This is a genomic window from Ruminiclostridium sufflavum DSM 19573 (genome assembly GCF_003208175.1).
In the GTDB taxonomy this organism is placed as follows: domain Bacteria; phylum Bacillota; class Clostridia; order Acetivibrionales; family DSM-1351; genus Ruminiclostridium; species Ruminiclostridium sufflavum.
In genome coordinates, this window is sequence record NZ_QKMR01000003.1 from 107,811 (window position 1) to 127,626 (window position 19,816).

Below are 19,816 nucleotides of genomic sequence, written 5' to 3' on the forward strand. Positions count from 1 at the left end.
GTTGTCCTTTAATTAATTCTATGTGGAAGTTGCTTGTTACATTACATTTTGTTTTGACTTTTTACTGCTTTTCAGCACTGTTTAATGCCTCGGTCAATTCTTTATATGTTGTTCTCAAGCCATCCTTTTCAGACAGCTTTGACTTTTGAACCACCTTATTTGTATATACGCCGTCTTTTAAAGCGTAATAGTAGTTACTGTCCTTTGATATCAAATCAACGGTAACAACCTTTGAATCCTTCATATGATACTTGATAGAAATCTCAGGAGTACCGGAAGGCTTGGCATTCATCTCATACTTTTCCATAGTAATGCCTATCATGGACTGGTACATATTTCTGAACAGGGAATTCCCATTTTCGTTTTTCATGTTGGCATCTGTCCCGTTTACCTTGAACTTGTCATCATCTGCATCTTCAGCTGTTGTAATATCACATACCGATTTCTTGCCGTCAATTAAGAGCTCCACCTTGCTTACATCCTTAATATTCGGTAAATAGATGAAAGAATAAATGACATCATCGAGCTTTGTATCCAAGAAGGTCAGCGGAGCAACGTCAACGGAAAACACGCTTTTACCTTCGGCATATTTTGCATATCTGACAGTTCCTGTACCCACATAGCTGCCGAATAATATATTTTTAGTTGTGGAGGCATCTCCGTACTTAATGGCAAATGCAGGCTTATCCAGTCCGTATTTCACCAAATCAGAAGGATTATTGTCGATGACATCTGCAATAGTCAGCTGAGTAACAGCCTGAAGCATTTTTGTGACTTCAGAGGTCTCTGCCACTTCCTTTATCGGCTGTGTGATATTCATTTCCTGTTCAGAGACAACATCTACTGCATACTGCATTTGTCCATTCTTCTCATAGGAAAAGGTTTTAAGAGTTGCAGCATCAACAGGCAATATATCCTTTTTTACAAAATAGCCATAGGTAGGCTCAAATTTGCTGGTATAGTAAGTACCGACAATGTAGACCTTTGAATCCCCTGCCATCTTGCAATACCTGCCTTCTTCCGTAGGTGTGTAAGAACCTACCTGAAGCTCCTTTGAGCTTCCGTCTGAAAGCCCGACCTTTATCGTTACAGGCTTGTCCAAGCCGTACTTCGCCAAATCAGTGGCATTTTCCTCAATAATCTTATTGGCAATTATAGCAGACATATCTGTTGCGGCACCATTTGCGTTTAGATTATCAGCTTCAAATTCATATTTAGGCTCTATTGTCCAGTCAGTATCCTTCTTCTTTATTGTAAAAGAACCATTTGTATTATTGTAGGCTATTGAAGTAATCTTCTCCTGCTCTGATTTCATGACATAAATTGAATTATCAACTGTGCTGTCACTGACTGCATCTGAATTTGCCGACTGCCTTTTGGTTATAAAAAAGTATGAAGCTATCAGCAAGCCTAAAACAACAACAAGTATAATCGCATTTCTATATAGCTTCATATTTTACAAGTGCCTCCTTCTATTCCATACAATAAAGCCTATAACAAATATCAGAATTGGAACGGCACCGATTAATATAACGGACATAACCTTAGCCTGTCCTTCAGTTGTTGATAAGCTTTTCGTTGAAACCAGTTTTGGTGATACGGCTGTTTCATCTGACTTGTCGGACATCCAGTTAACTATGGTTCTGGTAAAAAATATTTTGCCGTTTGAAAAATAGGATGCATACTGGCTTGATAAAGCAGCATCTGTCATAAAGGTTCCGTTTCCGAAAACCAGCACCTTGCTGCCGCCCGATATTTCAGAAGCTATTGCCAAATCAAAAGGTCCCTTCTCAACCGCACCCTGCTCCGCAATTTTATCCGCCTCGGCAGTATCATTGGTTTTAATCAGAGATGTGGTAGTAAGCCATTCCTTGGCTATCTGCAATATGCTCAGGCTTCTTGAATCAGGCATAAATACCTGATATTCGCCATAAGCATTAAGGCTTGCATTAATATCATTGGATTCTAGTGATGCTATAATTGAAAATTGATCATTAGGCAGGCATCTGCTGCTGTCGGTTTCTCTTACCTTATCGTAATTCAAGCCAATATTAAAGGTTGTCAGAATTTCTTCAAAGTTAGTTAATTTGGCGGTTGACTCTACAGGATCAAAGAAGAATACTGCCCTTCCGGATTTCTCAAGATATGCCTTCAAAACAAGCTTTTCCGACTCTGACAGGTCTACCTTTGGAGAAGCAAATATCAACAACTTGCAATCCTCCGGAATGCTCTTCACTGTCATAAGAGAAAGGGTTTTAACCTCAAAATTATTGTTTTCCAATTCAGTTCTCATCTGGGTCAGATTGTTGGTCAGAGAATATTCATTGTGACCTTCAACAAAATAAGCCACAGGTGTGACATCTGCTGTTACAAACTTGACAGCACCTGTTATAAGCGGTTCTGCCTTATAAACTCTGCCGTACTCACTATCTTCACCGTATAAATCCTGCGCGCTGAGCCTTTTAACCTTGTCACCGCTTTTGACAACAAAATCACCCTTTGCGATACCCTTTGTTTTATCCTTGTCCAAGAAAGTCAGTGTGCCGGGATCCTTATCAGGGTCAACATAGGTTACCTTGATACCATATTCCTTATACTCATCCAAAAGATTAATCATCTGTTTGTATTCAGAACCGCCCGGTATCATTCCGTCATCAAAGAGTCCATATATTGTTACATCTTTTTTAACGGCTTCTAATATTTTCTTACTGTCATCACTGAGACTGTACAAATTGTCCGAGGTCAAATCCCACTTAAAATCACCTAAGCCAACCAGCATATTAATCAATACTGCAATAAACAATACAATAACTATTATAATTATAGAATTTGAACCATATTTAAGAGACCTTTTATTAATTTTAAATTTCCCCATTTTTATCACCCCTTACTCCAGCGTCTTTTTTCTATTACTCTTATTGCCAAGAATACAAATACTGCCGAAAAGCTAAGATAGTATACAATTGCCTTTACTGAAAGTATTCCTGCAAATAAATCCTCGGTCCTTGAATACAATGAGAACCAATTGAGAATATCTGACCATATTCCCCCAAGATTAGGAGCGATACCTTGCAGAAGCCACATAATCAAAAGGCCTACTATACCTACTATAGCAGCTACAATCTGGCTTTCGGTCAAGGAGGATGCAAATATGCCAAAAGCTATAAAGGAGGCTCCGAGAAGTATATAACCCACATACCCTCCGATTATCTCAGGAATATCAGGATTTCCGTATATTTTTAGCAATATCGGATATACAAAAGTAATTACAGTCATAACCATAAATACTGCAAAAGCAGCCAGGTATTTGCCGATGACGATTTTTGTCAGGCTGGTGGGAGATGTGGTTAAAAGAACCTCCGTACCGCTTTTCCTTTCATCGGCAAGTATTTTCATTGTTAATACAGGGATAATAAGTATCAGGAAAAGTGACATATAAGTTAGATTTAAGTAATTATATTCGGCAGTCGGTGAAGCCAAATTAATATAGAAAACCATTGAAGAAAGCAGCATAAACAAGCCGATAAGCACATACGCTATCGGTGAGGTAAAATAAGCTCTGAACTCCTTTTTAAATACTGATAACATAACTACATAACCTCCTTTTCCTGCGTGGTCAATTGTAAGAATATCTCTTCAAGAGAAAGGTCTAAGGACTTCAATTCAATTATAGGATATCCGGCTTTTGCCATGGCAAAGAATAAAGGTCGTCTTATATCTGTTTCTTTATCGGATTCAATTATATATTCAATTACATCAGAATCCTTTTCAATGTGGGGCTCTACGTACTTAATCCCGTAGATTTCCTCAATGCTGCTGACAATCGAGCTCTTTGGCCCGGCAATCGTCGCCGACAGCTTACTTACTGAGCCCATACCCTTAGAAAGGTTCTCAGGGGTATCGATTGCAGCAATCTTGCCTTTATTGATAATTACAACTCTTTCGCAGACGGCACTAACCTCAGGCAATATATGCGAGCTGAGAATAATAGTGTGCTGCTTGCCAAGTGCCTTAATTAATTTTCTTATTTCGATAATTTGCATCGGGTCAAGTCCAACAGTAGGCTCATCAAGAATTAAAACCTCCGGAGCACCCAGAAGAGACTGGGCCAGTCCGACTCTTTGCTTGTAACCCTTAGACAGATTCTTTATCAATCTCCCGCGTACATCGACTAATTTTACAAGCTCCATAACATCTGAGATTTGCCCTTTTTTCTGATTTTTGCCAACAAGCTTCAAGTCAGCCACAAAATTCAGATATTCGTAAGTAGTCATATCCATATACAATGGAGGCAATTCCGGCAAAAATCCGATTTTTCTTTTAACCTCTTCCGGATTTTCCATAATATCATACCCGCACACCTTTACCGTACCCTCGGTAGAAGGAATAAAACCGGTAATGATATTCATGGTAGTTGACTTACCAGCTCCGTTTGGACCAAGGAAACCAAGTACTTCACCTTTTTCAACTGTAAAACTGATATCGTCTACAGCTTTTATCTGACCGTAACTTTTGGTCAAATTCTGAATCTCGATCATTATTTTCCCCCCTAAATTGTTACGTGCATTTTTTCAAAAAGCATTCTTCTACTGATACACAATACATATTATCCATAATTATTTTTAATAAACTATGAACGGATTGTTAATATTTTAATGGAAGAGCGCTTAAATTCAAAAAATAAAAATGGCTAATAACTTTTGAGTTTATAGTTTAGCCATTTTATGATTATATATTCTTTTTTACCTATTTTCAAGTAAAAGCCAATATCGCTTCTGACTGCCTGCTTTTACCCATATTTTACAAACACAATATTCATTTCTGCTTAAAAACAATTACTATCGGCTGGAAAACCGATAGTAATTGTCCGCGGCTTTTTTCAAATTTATAAATTACTGCCTCTTAATTTTCCTGCCGGTTCCTATCATACTTGACAATATTGGCACTATAAGAGAAAACCCGATTATCAAAAACCACTCGCTCATTCCTAACGCCGCTGTTTCAAACACACCTTGCAGTACGGGAACATAAACAACCGCCAATATCATAACAACTGAGCACAGTACTGACATCACCAAAGGCATATTGTCAAAAAAAGATATCTCAAAAATATTCTTGGTTTCTGATTTACACTCAAACACATGTATCAGCTGAGTTATAACCAATGTCATAAAAGCACCTGTCCGAGCCAGTTCTACATTATTCAGAAAATATAGAATACTTACAAACACACCTAAAGTGCTTAATCCGATAAAAACTCCTCTTGAAACAATCAGCTTGAGCAGCCCATGTGAAAAAATATTATCCTTTGTACCTCTGGGCGGTCTCATCATAATATCCTTTTCAGGAGGATCCAGACCCAGAGCTATTGCCGGCAATCCATCAGTTGCAAGATTCACCCACAAAATCTGAATAGGAAGGAGCGGCATAGGCAGCATCATAAGTATGCCCAAAAACATAGTTAAAACCTCTCCCAGATTACAAGCAAGCATATATCTTATAAACTTTCTTATATTGTTGTATATTACACGTCCTTCTTCAACCGCCGCCACAAGTGTTGCAAAGTTGTCATCCAGCAGTACCATTGATGAAGCTTCCTTTGTTACATCAGTGCCTGTTATACCCATCGACACCCCTATATCAGCCTCTTTTACCGCCGGTGCATCATTTACTCCATCTCCGGTCATAGCTACAATATGTCCCAGCTTTTTAAGCACCCGGACAATCATCAGCTTATGCTTTGGAGATACCCTTGCATAAACAGAAACGGAACCTGCCACTTCTGACAGCTGCTCCTCGTTCATTCTGTCCAGTTCGGCACCGGTAAGAACCTTATCGCCGTCGCAGTATATATTCAGCTCCTTTGCAATAGCGGCAGCCGTCAATTTATGGTCTCCTGTAATCATTACCGGCTTAATGCCTGCCAGCCTGCATTTCTGTACAGCCACAACAGCTTCTCTTCTGGGAGGGTCTATCATTCCCATTAGGCCTACGAAAATCAAATCCTTCTCGATATTTTTGGATTCCGTCCTGTAGGTCCCCGTTTCCAGCCTTTTGTATGCCAGGCCCATTACACGGAGTGCCTTGTTTGCCATACCGTCGTTTATCCTTGTGACAGTTCTTCTGGCTCCAGCATCGAGATTTATAATACCTTTCGAGGTCATAATTCTGCTGCATTTATCGATTATCATGTCCGGAGCACCCTTTGTAAAGACAAATATTTCACCCGAGGACTTTTTACAGATTACAGACATACATTTTCTGTCGGAGTCAAAAGGCAGCTCATCCAGCCTCTTATAGCAGCTGTTAAGGTGTCCTTGTGTTATTCCCGCCTTTGCCGCCGCAATCGTAAGCGCAATTTCAGTCGGATCTCCTGTAATTTTCGTATCAGGCTGCTGTTTTGAAAACAAGGACTTTATTTTACCCATTGCGGGATTATTGCTCTGCAAGCTTGAGATAACCGAATTATTGCACATAGCACCTATCTCAAGAGCCATTTTTATACCTTCTGTTTTTATGGGGTCAGCCGGCTTATTTCCCATTAAAAAGCTGCCCTCTGTGTTATAACCGTTTCCTGTTACATCCAGCTCGCAACCGGAAGCATATATCTTGCGGACTGTCATCTTGTTTTCTGTTAATGTACCCGTCTTGTCAGAGCATATTATACTGGCACAGCCCAAGGTTTCAACCGCAGGCAGCTTACGTATCAGGGCATTTCTCTTTAACATTCTCTGCACACCTAATGCAAGCGAAATAGTAACAATAGCCGGCAGGCCCTCCGGAATAGCCGCAACAGCCAGACTGATTCCTGCCAGAAGCATTGTCAGAAGCTTTTCACCGCGTAATATCCCTGTTATGGATACAATAGTGCAAATAGCCAGACAGCCTATTGCAATAATTTTTCCAAGGTGTGCCAGCCTTCTTTGAAGAGGGGTTTCATCCTCCTCTATATTCTGTATCATATCGGCGATATTTCCCATTTCGGTGCTCATGCCTGTGGCATAAACCACAGCCTTTGCCCTTCCTCCTGTTGCAACCGTACCCATATAGACAGAGGTTTTTTTATCGTATGAATTAATATAGGAATTCTTGACTTTCAATGAATGCTTCTCCACAGGAACAGATTCGCCCGTAAGAAGTGACTCGTCAACACTTAGGCTGCTGCATTCAAAAACTGCCGCATCTGCTGCAATCCTGTCTCCGGCTTCAATCACAAGAACATCTCCGGGAACAATTTCCTCCGCCGGAATGCTAATCTGAAGTTCGTTTCTGATGACCTTTGCATATGGAGCCGCAAGAGACTTCAATGCTTCCATCGTTTTCTCTGTTCTGAATTCCTGAACAAAGCCCAGTATTGCATTTACAATTACTATAGCTATTATTGTTACCGCCTCTGTTGTGTCACCCATAAACCCGGAAATAACCGTTGCCATTAAGAGAATGACAATCATTACATCTGTAAACTGCCGGAATAAAATTTTTAGAGGAGATATTTTCTTTCTCTCTGCCAGAATATTGAGGCCATGCTTTTGAAGCTTTTTTTTCGCCTCATTATCCGTAAGTCCGATAGTCAGCATGTTATCCGGCTTTGCAAAGTTCAATTCAGATTCCGCTATGCTCATCTTGTCACCTTTAAAAATCTTTTTGAAAATGAAAAGATTTTTACCTTTCGTGTGTTCTAAAAGTATTTCTATTCATGAGAACACAGAAATAGTACAAGATAATTGTATTTAAAATAATATGAATATTACCCGTAATTCCTCAATTACTCCTCATACACACGCCTGACAGTATTATGGCAAAGCACTGCCTCAATCAGCTCTATCAGCGGAACTTCGTTCGGCATCTGTATTTTGTAGCGTAAAATGATTTCTCCGTCACGCTCACTGCTTACAAATTCAGTGTCCAGCACTGTTGCTCCGAATTCTTCAATAATGCTTGAAAGCTGTCTCGCTTCTCCTCTTTTTATCAGCGTATGAATGCACAATCTTACATCTCTTTGGGAAGATCTTCTTCTCTGGACTTTTCTTATCACCACCAAAGTTAAAAAGATGATAATTGTTGTTATAAAGGCACCTGAATAAAACCCGATGCCTACTGCTATTCCTATACAGGAGACAGCCCATAGACTGGCTGCTGTTGTTAATCCCTTTACATTTATACCCTCTTTTATTATTGTTCCCGCTCCCAGAAAGCCTATTCCGCTGATAACCTGAGCTCCCAGTCTTGCAGGGTCAACATTAACATTCGGAGAAAATTTTTTATATATAAATTCTGAAGTAATCATGACTAATGCCGAGCCCACGCATACAAGTATATGCGTCCGGAATCCCGCAGGCCTGTGCAGATGCTCTCTTTCAAAGCCTATAATTCCGCCCAGCAGACAAGCTTCAAGCAGTCTGATTATAATTGAGAAATAGAATTCCGCTTGACCCCAAAATGCATTAAACAGCCACATTATAAAAACCTCCACGCCAAATTCAGGCAAAAATTTAAGAGTCTAAAGAACCCCTGTATGTGTTATTTATATTATTATATCAATATTTGCCCGGATATGCTACATTAACGGCAAAGAACCGTATAGTATTATAACCATACAGCTCTTTGCGCGTTTTATAAAAAAGTATTTTTTTATTAATGCTATTGCCTGACAAGCTCCGCAATATTCAGACTTATCCGAACATTCTGCTGATTGCACCTGTGAACTTTATCCTTGAGCCCTGCAGGAATTCAACAACTTTAAATCTTATTTTAATAGGTATATCTTCATCATTGTCCACGGAAGTAATAAGCCTGTATTCTTCAGCAGAAAGCGAATTTTTCAGACTGCCCTTCACAGAGTCCGGTATTGCCCCATGTGTAGCATCAAAGAAGCATAGCGGCGGAAACAACACACACCACCAATTTGCACCTGCTCCCTCTCCTATGACAACTCTTAGAGCCTCATAATTACCTGCCGGTAAAGCCACATCCCCGTATACCTTTGTAGGGAAATCATAATTGCCCATCATAGCCTTAGCGGTATATTTTCTGTTATTCTGTATTATTACTTCGTTTGATATTTTTTCTATATCTTTTAAATTATTATTTATGATAGTCCTTGTTTCGTTTATATCATTTGAAGCTGCAAGCTTACCCTTCATGTACTCAATTATGGCATCACGAACCTTGAGCTTTAATGCCTGATCCTCTTTTGAATCGCTGTTTGCAATTACATGAAGCCTTACAAGATTCTGCGACAATCCTGCATTTACATTCTCTGCATAGCTGCTTGATATCACCCATGCAGCAAGTACCGATAAAATTAATGCGGCAATTAATATCTTCGCTATGTTTTCCCATATTTTACTTGATGTGTCAGTCTTTAAAAATAAAACACCCTTGCTCATAAAATATCCCCTCCAAATTCCCCGCTTTAAAAAATTGACAAATAAGGTTTCACATTTAATTATTGTCAATTATGCAAGCAATTATACAAAACAAGAAAAATTTTTATGAGCCCGAAGTGCATAATATCAGCATAAAGCCGAACACCTGCCTTTATGCATGTTTCAATTAAAAATCCGCTTGAAATGCAGCTTGAGCGGATTTTTAACTGAAATATCTTTATTTATAGAACCGACTGGCTTTGCGTGGCGGAATTTTTTTGCGCAAACCGGATAAACGGTTTAATGCTTCAAATAATGTGTCGTCCCTTTTTGCGAAATGCAGCCGTATCAGATGATTCACATTTTCACGAAAAAAGCTTGAGCCCGGAACAGCTCCAACACCGACATCACGGGCAAGCGTTTCGCAGAATTCCAGATCGCTGTCAAAACCAAATTCCGAAATATCAATCAAAATGTAATATGCTCCTTGCGGTACAGTATAATTAATATTCAAATCCTCCAGCCCTTTGAGGAACAAATCGCGTTTAGCTGTATATTTATCCAGAAGCTGTTCATAATAGCCATCACTGAATTTAAGACCTGTGACAGCCGCCTCCTGCAAAGGAGCAGCTGCGCCGACTGTCAGAAAATCATGCACCTTTTTTGCCGCAGCCGCGATATAAGGCGGCGCAATAATATACCCCAACCGCCAGCCCGTAATGGAATAGGTTTTAGAAAGCGAGCTGCAGGATACAGTACGCTCCCACATACCGGGAAGGGACGCGAAATAAATGTGCTTGTTAGGCTTGTAAACAATATGTTCATAAACCTCGTCAGTGATGACAAAGGTATCATATTTCTCGGCCAGCTCCGCAATTAACCTCAGTTCCTCATAAGAGAAAACCTTACCGCAGGGATTTGACGGATTACAGAGGATTAATGCCTTCGGCTTCTGCTTAAAAGCCTTCTCCAGCTCATCCCGGCTGAATTCAAATTCCGGAGGATAAAGAGGCACATAAATAGGTTCGGCACCGGAAAGTATAGCGTCCGCACCATAATTTTCATAAAACGGCGAAAAAACGATTACCTTGTCTCCCGGGTTAGTTACTGTCAGCATTGCAGCCATCATGGCTTCTGTACTGCCGCAAGTGACCACAATTTCACCGTTAGGGTCAATCTTCCGGCCCATAAGACGTGATTGCTTGACTGCCAATGCCTCACGGAAATTCTGGGAACCCCAGGTTATGGAATACTGATGGTAATCCTCGTTTGATACCTCCGACAAGCGGTCAAGAATCTCCTTCGGAGGCTCAAAATCCGGAAACCCCTGAGAGAGGTTGACCGCACCATATTTTAAGGATACTCTGGTCATACGGCGGATTACCGAATCGGTAAAGGCTTCTGTTCTTTTTGAAAGCTCAGGCATAGTCCCACCTCCTTAAATATTGTAAGTCTGCCCGCGCTCGTCGATAATTCTTCTCGACTTGTGCTCGGAACGGGTATTCAGTCCTCCGTCCGGATGCACTATAACAGCCGAAGGCTTCACACCGATTCTTGCCTTCAGTGCGGCAGATACCTTTGCGGATATTTCCTCATCCGTTTCTGGATTATCATTATTTCTCTCAATTTCCACCGCATATTTGCAGGTATAGTCCTTCTCAAAAATGCGGATGAGGTATTCACCGGTTATTCCTCCCAGCTCGCGAACAACAGCTTCAATATCGCTTGGGAATACATTTACAGCTGATACAATAAACATATCGTCCTTTCTTCCGCTGATATGGATTCTGCCGTGAGTACGTCCGCAGGAGCAGGGAGTATTGTCAATCCAGCCTATATCCCCTGTACGGAAACGGATAAGAGGCCTTGCATGCTTACGCAGGGTTGTAAACACAAGCTCTCCTATCTCTCCCGGCTTCAATATCTCGCCGGTATGAATATCTACTGTTTCTACAAGAATATGGTTTTCAGCAATATGCAAGCCATCCTTTGCCTCGCACATTGCCGCACAGGCACCGAATATATCAGAAAGTCCGTAAAAATCGTATACCTCCGCTCCCCACAGCTCTTCAATTGCCTTGCGGGTAGAATCAATAGAGCCTCCCAGCTCACCGGCCACAATTATTTTTTTTATGGATAAATCCTTTTTCGGATCAATTCCGTTCTTGATTGCAGTTTCTCCCAGATACCATGCATAGGATGGACTGGTCCAGATAATAGTGGGCTGGTAGGTCTTAAGAACAAACAGCAATCTCTCACTTGGAAGTGTACCGCCCCATATGCACAAGGCTCCGAGATTCTGTGCCCCGATTACATCAGGACCGCCTACATACAAAGAAAAATTCAATGCATGGACATATCTATCCTTCGGCCTCATGCCAACTTGCCAGAACCAGCGGCTTTCTGTATCCTGAAACTCATCAAAATCTTTTTTTGTAAAGGGACTCATTGTAGGAACACCGGTAGAGCCGGAGGAGGTAGAAATAAAAATTACATCTTCCTCGGGCACGGCACACAGCTCACCTAAAAACGAACCTACTCCCTGAGTGTCACGCTGGGTTTTTTTATCAATATAAGGAAGCTTCTGAATATCTGAAAGCTCATGAATATCCTCCGGTCTCACTCCGGCTTCATCAAATGACCTCTTATAGTACGGTGCATTCTCATAAGCAAAATTTATAATTTCCTTGAGGTCTTCAAGCTGGCATTTTTCCAGCTCTTCTCTCGGCATGGTTTCAAGTTCTTCGTTCCAATATTTTTTCTCACTCATTATCGTATCCTCCTAAATGATTTTAAAATTCCTATAAATCGCTTCCCACTTTGCATCACGGGAGTACCGGACAGTTTGAATATCTTCCTCTGTCAGATGCTTAAAACGGCTCTGTTTTTTCAGATATGCTGCTACATCAGTAAATTCCTTTGGCCTATAATTTAGTGTGAATCCTCCGTTTTCATATTCTGCCAGATACCACAGTCCGCATTCTACAACTTCCTTTGCAATTTCAACCGTTTCATCTGTGGCAGTGCCCCAACCTGTAGGACACGGCGCGAGGATATGAATGTATTTTGTACCCTTGATTTTTGAAGCCTTCTCCACCTTGCGCATAAAGTCATTCAAATAGCCTATGCTGGCAGTGGCCGCATAGGGAATGCCATGAGCGGCAACAATCTCAAACATGTTTTTTTTAGGCCTGAGATTTCCCCTGATATTTGAGCCGGCAGGTGTTGTCGTTGTCTTTGCTCCGAACGGCGTAAGGGAGCTTTTTTGTATACCGGTATTCATATATGCCTCGTTGTCATAGCATATATATATGATATCGTCGTTACGGTCAATAGCTCCGGAAAGAGCTTGTATCCCTATATCCGCAGTTCCTCCGTCACCGGCGAAGCCTACCGCATGAAAATTATCAATTCCCTGAGCGCGAAGTCCTGCCTCAACACCGGTCAGCATTGAGGCTGTACCTGCAAATGTGGAAATTATTGCATTATTTCCGAAGCATAACTGCGGAAAATTGAAGCCCACCGCCGACATACAGCCTGCGGGAAGTACCGCTACAGAGCGTTCTCCCAAAACCTTCAGGGCAATTCTGACTGCCAAGCTGCCGCCGCAGCCTGCACAAGCCTTATGACCGTAAAAAAATTCTTCCTCGTTTAAAGTCCTTGCGGATAAACCCATTTCTCTGCACCTCCCAACCCTAAAAACTGAATAGTCGTTTTTTCCTCTTTCAGCTCTTCAAAAATTTTCTCAATATCTGCTTCTGAAATATTTTTCCCTCCAAGCCCTCCGATATAATTTGAGGAGGCAATGGATATTCCTGCCTTATGCAAGGCAGAATTTACATTGGTAAAAACCGTACCTTCATTCCCGAAGGAAACATCCTTTTCCAGAACAGCTATAGCCTTTGCGTTTTTTAAAGCCCCTGCAAGCTCTTCATTCGGAAACGGACGTATGTAGCGCAAACGTATAAGCCCTACCCGCTTTCCCTCGGCACGCAGTTTGTCAACCTTTTCTTTTACAAGTCCCGCTATGCTCCCAAGTGTAATGAGAATATAATCTGCATCTTCCGTACGATAGCTTTCGATAAGCCCCGTATACTGTCTGCCGAAAATCCGGGCAAATTTTTCTTCCGCCTCTGCAATTACCTTTTTAGCATTAAGAAGTCCTATATGCTCTTTGTATTTAAAGGCCGTATTATGCTCAGGGCCAGCCGAAAAAGCAAGGTTTCTGGGATGTCCGAAATCCATTTTGTTCTCTGTCACAAACGGAGGCAGAAAGCTGTCCGCCTGTTCCTTTGCCGGAACCTCTACCACCTCATAGGTATGTGTTAAAACAAAGCCGTCCAGATTTGCCATAAAAGGCGCAGACACCTCCCTGTGCTCAGCTACGTAATAACTCATAAGTGCTAAGTCCAGGCTTTCCTGTGCATTTTCCGCATAAGCCTGTATCCAGCCGCAGTCCAGCTGGGACAGAGAATCGCGCTGATCACCGTAAATATTCCACGGCAAGGCAGTAGAACGGTTAGCATTCATCATAACAATGGGAAATCTTCCGCCGGAGGCATAGGTAAGACATTCCGCCATATATAAAAGCCCCTGTGACGAGGTAGCGGTAAATGTCCTCGCACCAACCGCCGAGGCTCCAATCGCACACGAAAGTGCCGAATGCTCCGATTCCACATGAATAAACTCTGCTTTCAAGCTGCCGTCCTCTACCAGCTCAGACAGCTTTTCCACAACAATGGTCTGCGGCGTAATGGGATAAGCGGAAATGACCTGCGGGCGCGCAAGGCATATTCCATAAGCAAAGGCTTCATTACCCGATAAAAAACATTTTCCCATTATTTTTCCGCCTCCATTCTTATTGCCGCGTATTTGCATATCTTTTTACAAATACCGCAGCCCTTGCAAAAGTCATAGTCAACAGCAACCTTTCCCTTATCCTTAAAAATTACGCCATCGGGACAATGGAGATAACACTGCAGACATCCCGTGCATTTATCAAGCTCAATTACCGGCCTTACATTCCGCCATCCTGCATTTTTTGTCACCAGATATCCTGCTTCGTAGGCAGTTGCATCAGGGAGCTCCGACAGTGCTGCCGGTATTTCCTTTCTTAAAAACGGTTTCATAGGGCAGCCTCCGTTCCTAAAGCTTCCGCAGCAGCCTTAACAGCGGCAATATTCTTCTTATGAAGCTTTTCAGGCATATTCCCCCTTATGGCTTCCTCAATGCTGTCAAGCGTGATTCCTCCGTAGACTGCGGCAAAGGCGCCAAGCATAATGGTATTGGTTATGGGCAGCTTCAGAATTTCAGCAGCAATGGCATCTCCGTCCAGAGTTATAATACGTTCATTATTAATCGCCTGCTTAGTGTTAAGCAGAATCTTACCTTCCGGTTTAAGTTCAGAAAATACGGCATCAAAAAATAATGTGTCATCAAGAAATATGCTATAATCCGCTTTTTCACTTTCGCTTCTATCTCCAATAGGCTTGCTGTCCAGCTTTGTAAAAGCCTGAACCGGCGCACCCCGTCTTTCCGGCCCAAAGGAAGGGAAAGCAAGCGCATACCTGTTATCTCCCGAGGAATATGCGGCTCCAAGCAGCCTCGCAGCTGTAAATGCGCCCTGCCCTCCTCTGCCGTGCCATCTTATTATTTTCATTAGCAAAACCCCCATTTTTTTCACCAGCCATCAGCTATCTTTTGTCAGCTCTTCTTGCGGCAGAGTCTCCTGCAAGCTGGATAAGCTGCACAATTACAACAAGTATTATTACACAGGCAAACATGACTTCCGTTTCATAACGCTGATAGCCATATCTGACTGCAAGATCCCCTATTCCGCCTCCTCCGACGATTCCCGCCATTGCAGAATACCCGATAAGAGAGATGGTTGTTACCGTAATCCCATTTATAAGCCCCACTCTCGCTTCCGGCAGTAAAATACCGAAAATAATCTTCAGCGGATGTGCACCGCATGCGCTGGCTGCCTCCAGAACCCCTTTATCAACCTCAGAGAACGCAGCCTGTGAAAGTCTGGCATAAAAGGCCACTGCCGTTACTGACAAAGGTACGACAACTGCTTCCGGACCAATCGTAGTTCCTGCAATCACCTTTGTTACCGGAAGTAATAAAACCAGCAGGATAATAAAGGGAATAGACCTGAGTATGTTAACAACGGCTCCGAAAATCTGATTGACAACCATATTTTTAAAAAACAGCTTTGTTGTAGTCACATATAAAAACAAGCCTATCAGACCTCCAAATAATATGGATATTACCAGTGAATATGAAACCATATACAAGGTTTCTCTAAGTGCTGAAATAAGTGCCTTCTGTATGTCAAAATTCACTTGCTCCCACCTCCGTCCGCAATGTTTTGCTTTTTATATACTCAATCGCATTCCGCACATCCGAGTCTTCGCCCTTGACACTTACAATCAGCGTTCCGACCGGAGTATAATCAATGTAGTCAATTTTACCGTGAAGAATACTTATATCAACATTATTTTCCTTTATTGCATTGGAGAGGATTGGCTCTGTTGCCTCACTTCCCAGATAAGTAATTTTTACAATGCTTTCCTTGCCAAATATATTTATTATTTCTGCAGGCAGCTCAAAATTTTCCGCATAAGAAATAAGCTTTTTTGTAAAATTATTATTCGGCTTAGATATAATATCAATTACATCTCCATATTCCACAACACTGCCTGAATTCATAACAGCCATTTTTGTGCAGATGGCTTTCACAACATCAATTTCATGCGTTATGATAATGATTGTAATGCCATACCGTTTATTGATATCCTCAAGCAATTTTAATATAGATACTGTTGTTTCAGGATCAAGAGCACTGGTGGCCTCGTCACACAGCAATATGCTCGCATTGTTTGCCAAAGCACGTGCTATTCCTACACGCTGTTTCTGCCCGCCGCTCAGCTTTGCAGGATAGGCATCATGCTTATCACTCAGGCCCACAAGCTTTAACAATTCGTCAACCCTTTGTTTAATCTGGGGCTTCGGCATATTAGCCGCCTTTAACGGAAATTCTATATTTTGGCGGACTGTTTTGTTCGCGGCAAGATTAAAATGCTGAAAGATAATGCCTATATTCCGGCGATATTGCCGGAGTGCTTTGCCGCGAAGACCATTTATAAGCTCTCCGTTTACATATACCCTGCCTGCTGTCGGACGTTCAAGAAGGTTGACCGTACGCAGCAGTGTGCTTTTGCCTGCACCGCTGGCCCCTATCAGTCCGTATATCTGACCCTTGCCAATACTTAGGCTTACATTATTTACCGCGTGCAGCTGACCGTTTTTTTGCGGAAAGCTCACACTTACATTTTCAAATCGAATCATAACTAACCTCCACGCCAAGCATCGGCATAAAAATTTGATAAGGCATCTGTGGCGATACGCTTCTTTAAAGCTGTCCTTTCAAATCATGTTATATATAATTTTACTATAACAGCTTATAACGAAGGATACCTTAACAGGAAGCAATGTATCCTTGCCATTCCTGCTACGGTATCCTTGTATCTTTATATTCTTATTTCTTTATTACCAGCCCTTAGGCTTCTGGAATGTATAGAACTGTCCTTCCTTATCCTCAATTACGGACTTAAAGGTGTCATTTGTAGCCGCTTCTTTTATGTCGGCAGCAAATTTGCCATCAATATCCTCTGTTCTCACTGCAATCACATTAACATAGCCCTCGGCCAGAACCTCATTATATAAGGCGTCTGCAAAGTCAAGCCCGGCACTGATTGCAAAATTTCCGTTAATAACGGCAAGATCGGCACTGTCCAATGTACGGGGAAGCTGTGCGGCTTCTGTGGGAACAATTTTCAGATTATGCGGATTCTTGTCAATGTCCTCCGGCGTAGCCTTGGATTTGTCAATATCAGCTTTAAGCGTAATAAGTCCGGCTGCTTCCAGCACACGAAGACCGCGGGCTTGATTTGTCTCATCATTTGGAATAGTAACAGTCGCATTATCCGCTGTCTTGTCAAGGCTGTCAGCTTTATTCGACCATATGCCCATGCCTGCTGTCGGAACCTCTGTCAAAAGGCTTAATTCAAGCTTATGCTCATCGGAAAAATTTTTGAGGTATACTGAATGCTGAAACAAATTAACGTCAATCTCTTTGTTTGCCAAGGCATTATTAGGCTGGACATAATCGCTGAATTCCACATAGTCAAACTTATATCCCTTTTTTTCTAATTGAGGTGCAATGGCTGTTTTCCACATATCACCGTAAGGTCCGGGGCAAAATCCAACTTTCAGTGTTGTTGTGTTTTCTGAACCGGAGGCTTTAGAAGCTGTTTCTATATTCTCAGAGCAAGCAGTAAATGGCAGTATCAATGTTAATGCGAGTAAACCGGCTATAATTTTCTTTTTCATTATAAATCACCATGCGATCTGATTTTTAACCGCAGTTCCTTTCTTCATTTTTAATATTATACAAATACAGAAGCCTTTTTATTTCGGCTTCCAAAGACTGTAGCCTTCAATTCACATTCGGAACATACGGCACCGCATGCTGCAGCTGCCCTTATATCTCATCGCACATGTGCTTTGTTTTTCAATAGCGAAATTTGTCATATCCTTACCCCCTTGAATTTCTTATCAAGAGATTAACATGTGAAAATCGTTTTGTCTAATACCCTATAGGTATTATAGGTTATAGATTTATCCTATAGAGAACCCAAGTCCATATAACACCTTCAGGCATCCTGTCCAATGCTTTCGCTTCCTGGCTGCAGATAATGCTTAATTTCTTCAATATAAAGCCTGCCCATTTCACTGAGCAGCATATTCTTTTTCACAATATATCCGATTTCCATTGTACTGTTTTCATGCTCAACATCCGCCTCAAACGGAATGGTGATGAAATCCGTTCCGTTCAATTCCTCGCAGATTATCCCTGAGCAAAGAGTATAGCCGTTTAATCCAATCATCAGATTAAGCATGGTGGCGCGGTCATTTGCCTTGATTGTCCGCGGATATTCATTCGTGCTGAGTATTTCCTCCGCAAAATAGAAGGAGCTGTTGTCTCCCTGCTCAAAAGACAGGCATGGATAATTTTCCAGCTGGGAAAAACAAATAGACTTATATTCGGCAAGAGGATGCCCTCTCCACAAATAAACATACGCATTGCACTCTATCAGCTTGTGAAATTCAAGATTGTTTGTATTCAGAAGCTTTGTAATAATTTTACGGTTGAAGTCGCTTAAATACAGGATACCAATCTCACTTTTCAAGGTGTTGACATCCTCAATAATTTCCCTCGTTCTCGTCTCTCTGATAGCGAATTCATATTCTGCCGTATTATAGGCCTTTACCATTTCGACAAAGGCTTTAACAACAAAGGAATAGTGCTGCGTGGAAACACCGAATTTCTTTTTTAAGGTACCGGACCTCCCGTATTTCTCCAAAAGCGTCTCATACTGATAATAAAGCTGCTTTGCATGTAAAATAAATTCAGCCCCGTCATTTGTAAGAGATACTCCTTTTCCGCTGCGGTGAAATATAACGATACCTAATTCTTTTTCCAACTCCTTAATTGCACTCGACAGTGACGGTTGTGCGATATATAGTACCTCTGCCGCTTTATTCAGCGAGCCGGTTTCAGATATTATTACTACGTAATATAATTGCTGCAGCGTCATTCCATCGCCTCCTTTTATTATTTTCAGTGTTGTGTGCATTGTTATAGGTAGTTTAGTGAGGTTTCATAAGCTGCAAAAATATTTCAAAAGCCTATCATTCATATGTGTATTATAGATTATAAGGTACTACAAAATTGGGAATATGTCAAATGGCTTTTTATATATTTATAATGCATATGTATAGTCAGAAGTGCCTGAATCAATTCTCCGGCAGTGCAAATGAAGTGCCTTAAAATAGACCTCTCTTGAAAGCCTACTAATTATATGGTATTATAGGACAATGAAATGAGGTGTCTTAAAATGAAAATATCAACCAAAGGACGTTATGCTCTTCGTATGCTTCTTGATTTAGCCCAGCACAACAATACCGGATTTATTTCGCTGAAGGATATTTCTAAGCGTCAAAACATATCTAAGAAATATCTTGAGCAGATTGTTCCTATACTGAATAAATCTGATATTCTTCAAACAAACCGTGGCTTTCAGGGAGGTTACAAGCTTGCGAAAGCACCTGACAAATATACTGTGGGCGAAATACTGCGTATGACTGAAGGCGGCCTGTCTCCGGTTGCCTGTATGGATCAGATGCCGAATCAATGCGAGCGCAGCGGAGAATGCCCTACACTTCCCATATGGCAGGGTCTTTCCAAGGTAATTAATGAATATCTTGACGGTATTACCTTACAGGATATCCTTGATCAGCAGAATGAACGATATACCAATGACTATATAATATAACAGAAGAAAATTTTATATCCGCAGAAAACCGGCTTTACAAGAACC

General features: G+C 41.4%; 18 protein-coding genes. 1 reads left to right on the forward strand and 17 read right to left on the reverse strand.

The features are described 5' to 3' along the window. Positions 1-61: 61 nt before the first annotated feature. The 17 genes from LY28_RS03235 to LY28_RS03310 form a co-directional block, all read right to left on the reverse strand. The gene (locus LY28_RS03235; RefSeq protein WP_110460737.1) at positions 62-1,453 is read right to left on the reverse strand and encodes a DUF4340 domain-containing protein; all 1,392 of its coding nucleotides are present in this window, start codon (positions 1,451-1,453) and stop codon (positions 62-64) included. Between the two features lie 3 nt (positions 1,454-1,456). Beyond that, positions 1,457-2,875: a GldG family protein gene (locus tag LY28_RS03240; RefSeq protein ID WP_242981134.1), complete on the reverse strand. Its 1,419-nt coding sequence runs from the start codon at positions 2,873-2,875 to the stop codon at positions 1,457-1,459. 5 nt (positions 2,876-2,880) lie between these two features. Beyond that, positions 2,881-3,588 (reverse strand): ABC transporter permease, encoded by a 708-nt coding sequence (locus LY28_RS03245; RefSeq protein WP_110460739.1) that lies wholly within the window; start codon positions 3,586-3,588, stop codon positions 2,881-2,883. Positions 3,589-3,590: 2 nt separating this feature from the next. Next, positions 3,591-4,538, reverse strand: a complete 948-nt coding sequence (locus LY28_RS03250; protein WP_110460740.1) for an ABC transporter ATP-binding protein — start codon at positions 4,536-4,538, stop codon at positions 3,591-3,593. Positions 4,539-4,892: 354 nt separating this feature from the next. Then, the gene (locus LY28_RS03255) at positions 4,893-7,622 is read right to left on the reverse strand and encodes a cation-translocating P-type ATPase (RefSeq protein WP_110460741.1); all 2,730 of its coding nucleotides are present in this window, start codon (positions 7,620-7,622) and stop codon (positions 4,893-4,895) included. Positions 7,623-7,765: 143 nt separating this feature from the next. Next, positions 7,766-8,458, reverse strand: coding sequence for an MgtC/SapB family protein (locus LY28_RS03260; protein WP_110460742.1), 693 nt, complete (start codon positions 8,456-8,458; stop codon positions 7,766-7,768). Between the two features lie 214 nt (positions 8,459-8,672). After that, positions 8,673-9,389 (reverse strand): stage II sporulation protein R, encoded by a 717-nt coding sequence (gene spoIIR, locus LY28_RS03265; RefSeq protein ID WP_110460743.1) that lies wholly within the window; start codon positions 9,387-9,389, stop codon positions 8,673-8,675. A gap of 217 nt (positions 9,390-9,606) precedes the next feature. Continuing rightward, entirely contained in the window at positions 9,607-10,794 is a 1,188-nt protein-coding gene (locus LY28_RS03270; RefSeq protein ID WP_110460744.1) for a pyridoxal phosphate-dependent aminotransferase, read from the reverse strand. Positions 10,795-10,806: 12 nt separating this feature from the next. Continuing rightward, on the reverse strand, positions 10,807-12,138 hold the full coding sequence (locus tag LY28_RS03275; protein WP_110460745.1) for a phenylacetate--CoA ligase family protein: 1,332 nt from the start codon (positions 12,136-12,138) through the stop codon (positions 10,807-10,809). Between the two features lie 12 nt (positions 12,139-12,150). Then, a complete protein-coding gene (locus LY28_RS03280) occupies positions 12,151-13,044 on the reverse strand; it encodes a thiamine pyrophosphate-dependent enzyme (RefSeq protein WP_110460746.1) in 894 nt (297 codons plus the stop codon). Then, a complete protein-coding gene (gene porA, locus LY28_RS03285) occupies positions 13,020-14,207 on the reverse strand; it encodes a pyruvate ferredoxin oxidoreductase (RefSeq protein WP_110460747.1) in 1,188 nt (395 codons plus the stop codon). Before porA ends, LY28_RS03280 begins: the two co-directional genes overlap by 25 nt. After that, positions 14,207-14,497: a 4Fe-4S binding protein gene (locus LY28_RS19030; protein ID WP_165835476.1), complete on the reverse strand. Its 291-nt coding sequence runs from the start codon at positions 14,495-14,497 to the stop codon at positions 14,207-14,209. Before LY28_RS19030 ends, porA begins: the two co-directional genes overlap by 1 nt. Then, entirely contained in the window at positions 14,494-15,027 is a 534-nt protein-coding gene (locus LY28_RS03290; protein WP_165835477.1) for a 2-oxoacid:acceptor oxidoreductase family protein, read from the reverse strand. Before LY28_RS03290 ends, LY28_RS19030 begins: the two co-directional genes overlap by 4 nt. 34 nt (positions 15,028-15,061) lie before the next feature. Continuing rightward, positions 15,062-15,661 (reverse strand): methionine ABC transporter permease, encoded by a 600-nt coding sequence (locus tag LY28_RS03295; protein WP_110460873.1) that lies wholly within the window; start codon positions 15,659-15,661, stop codon positions 15,062-15,064. A gap of 43 nt (positions 15,662-15,704) precedes the next feature. Next, a complete protein-coding gene (locus tag LY28_RS03300) occupies positions 15,705-16,721 on the reverse strand; it encodes a methionine ABC transporter ATP-binding protein (protein WP_110460748.1) in 1,017 nt (338 codons plus the stop codon). A 201-nt stretch (positions 16,722-16,922) separates the two neighbouring features. Then, positions 16,923-17,765, reverse strand: a complete 843-nt coding sequence (locus LY28_RS03305) for a MetQ/NlpA family ABC transporter substrate-binding protein (protein ID WP_110460749.1) — start codon at positions 17,763-17,765, stop codon at positions 16,923-16,925. A 323-nt stretch (positions 17,766-18,088) separates the two neighbouring features. Next, entirely contained in the window at positions 18,089-19,033 is a 945-nt protein-coding gene (locus tag LY28_RS03310) for a LysR family transcriptional regulator (RefSeq protein ID WP_110460750.1), read from the reverse strand. A 300-nt stretch (positions 19,034-19,333) separates the two neighbouring features. On the opposite strand from LY28_RS03310, the gene LY28_RS03315 reads away from it, so the two are divergent. After that, a complete protein-coding gene (locus LY28_RS03315) occupies positions 19,334-19,771 on the forward strand; it encodes an RrF2 family transcriptional regulator (protein WP_110460751.1) in 438 nt (145 codons plus the stop codon). Positions 19,772-19,816 lie beyond the last annotated feature (45 nt).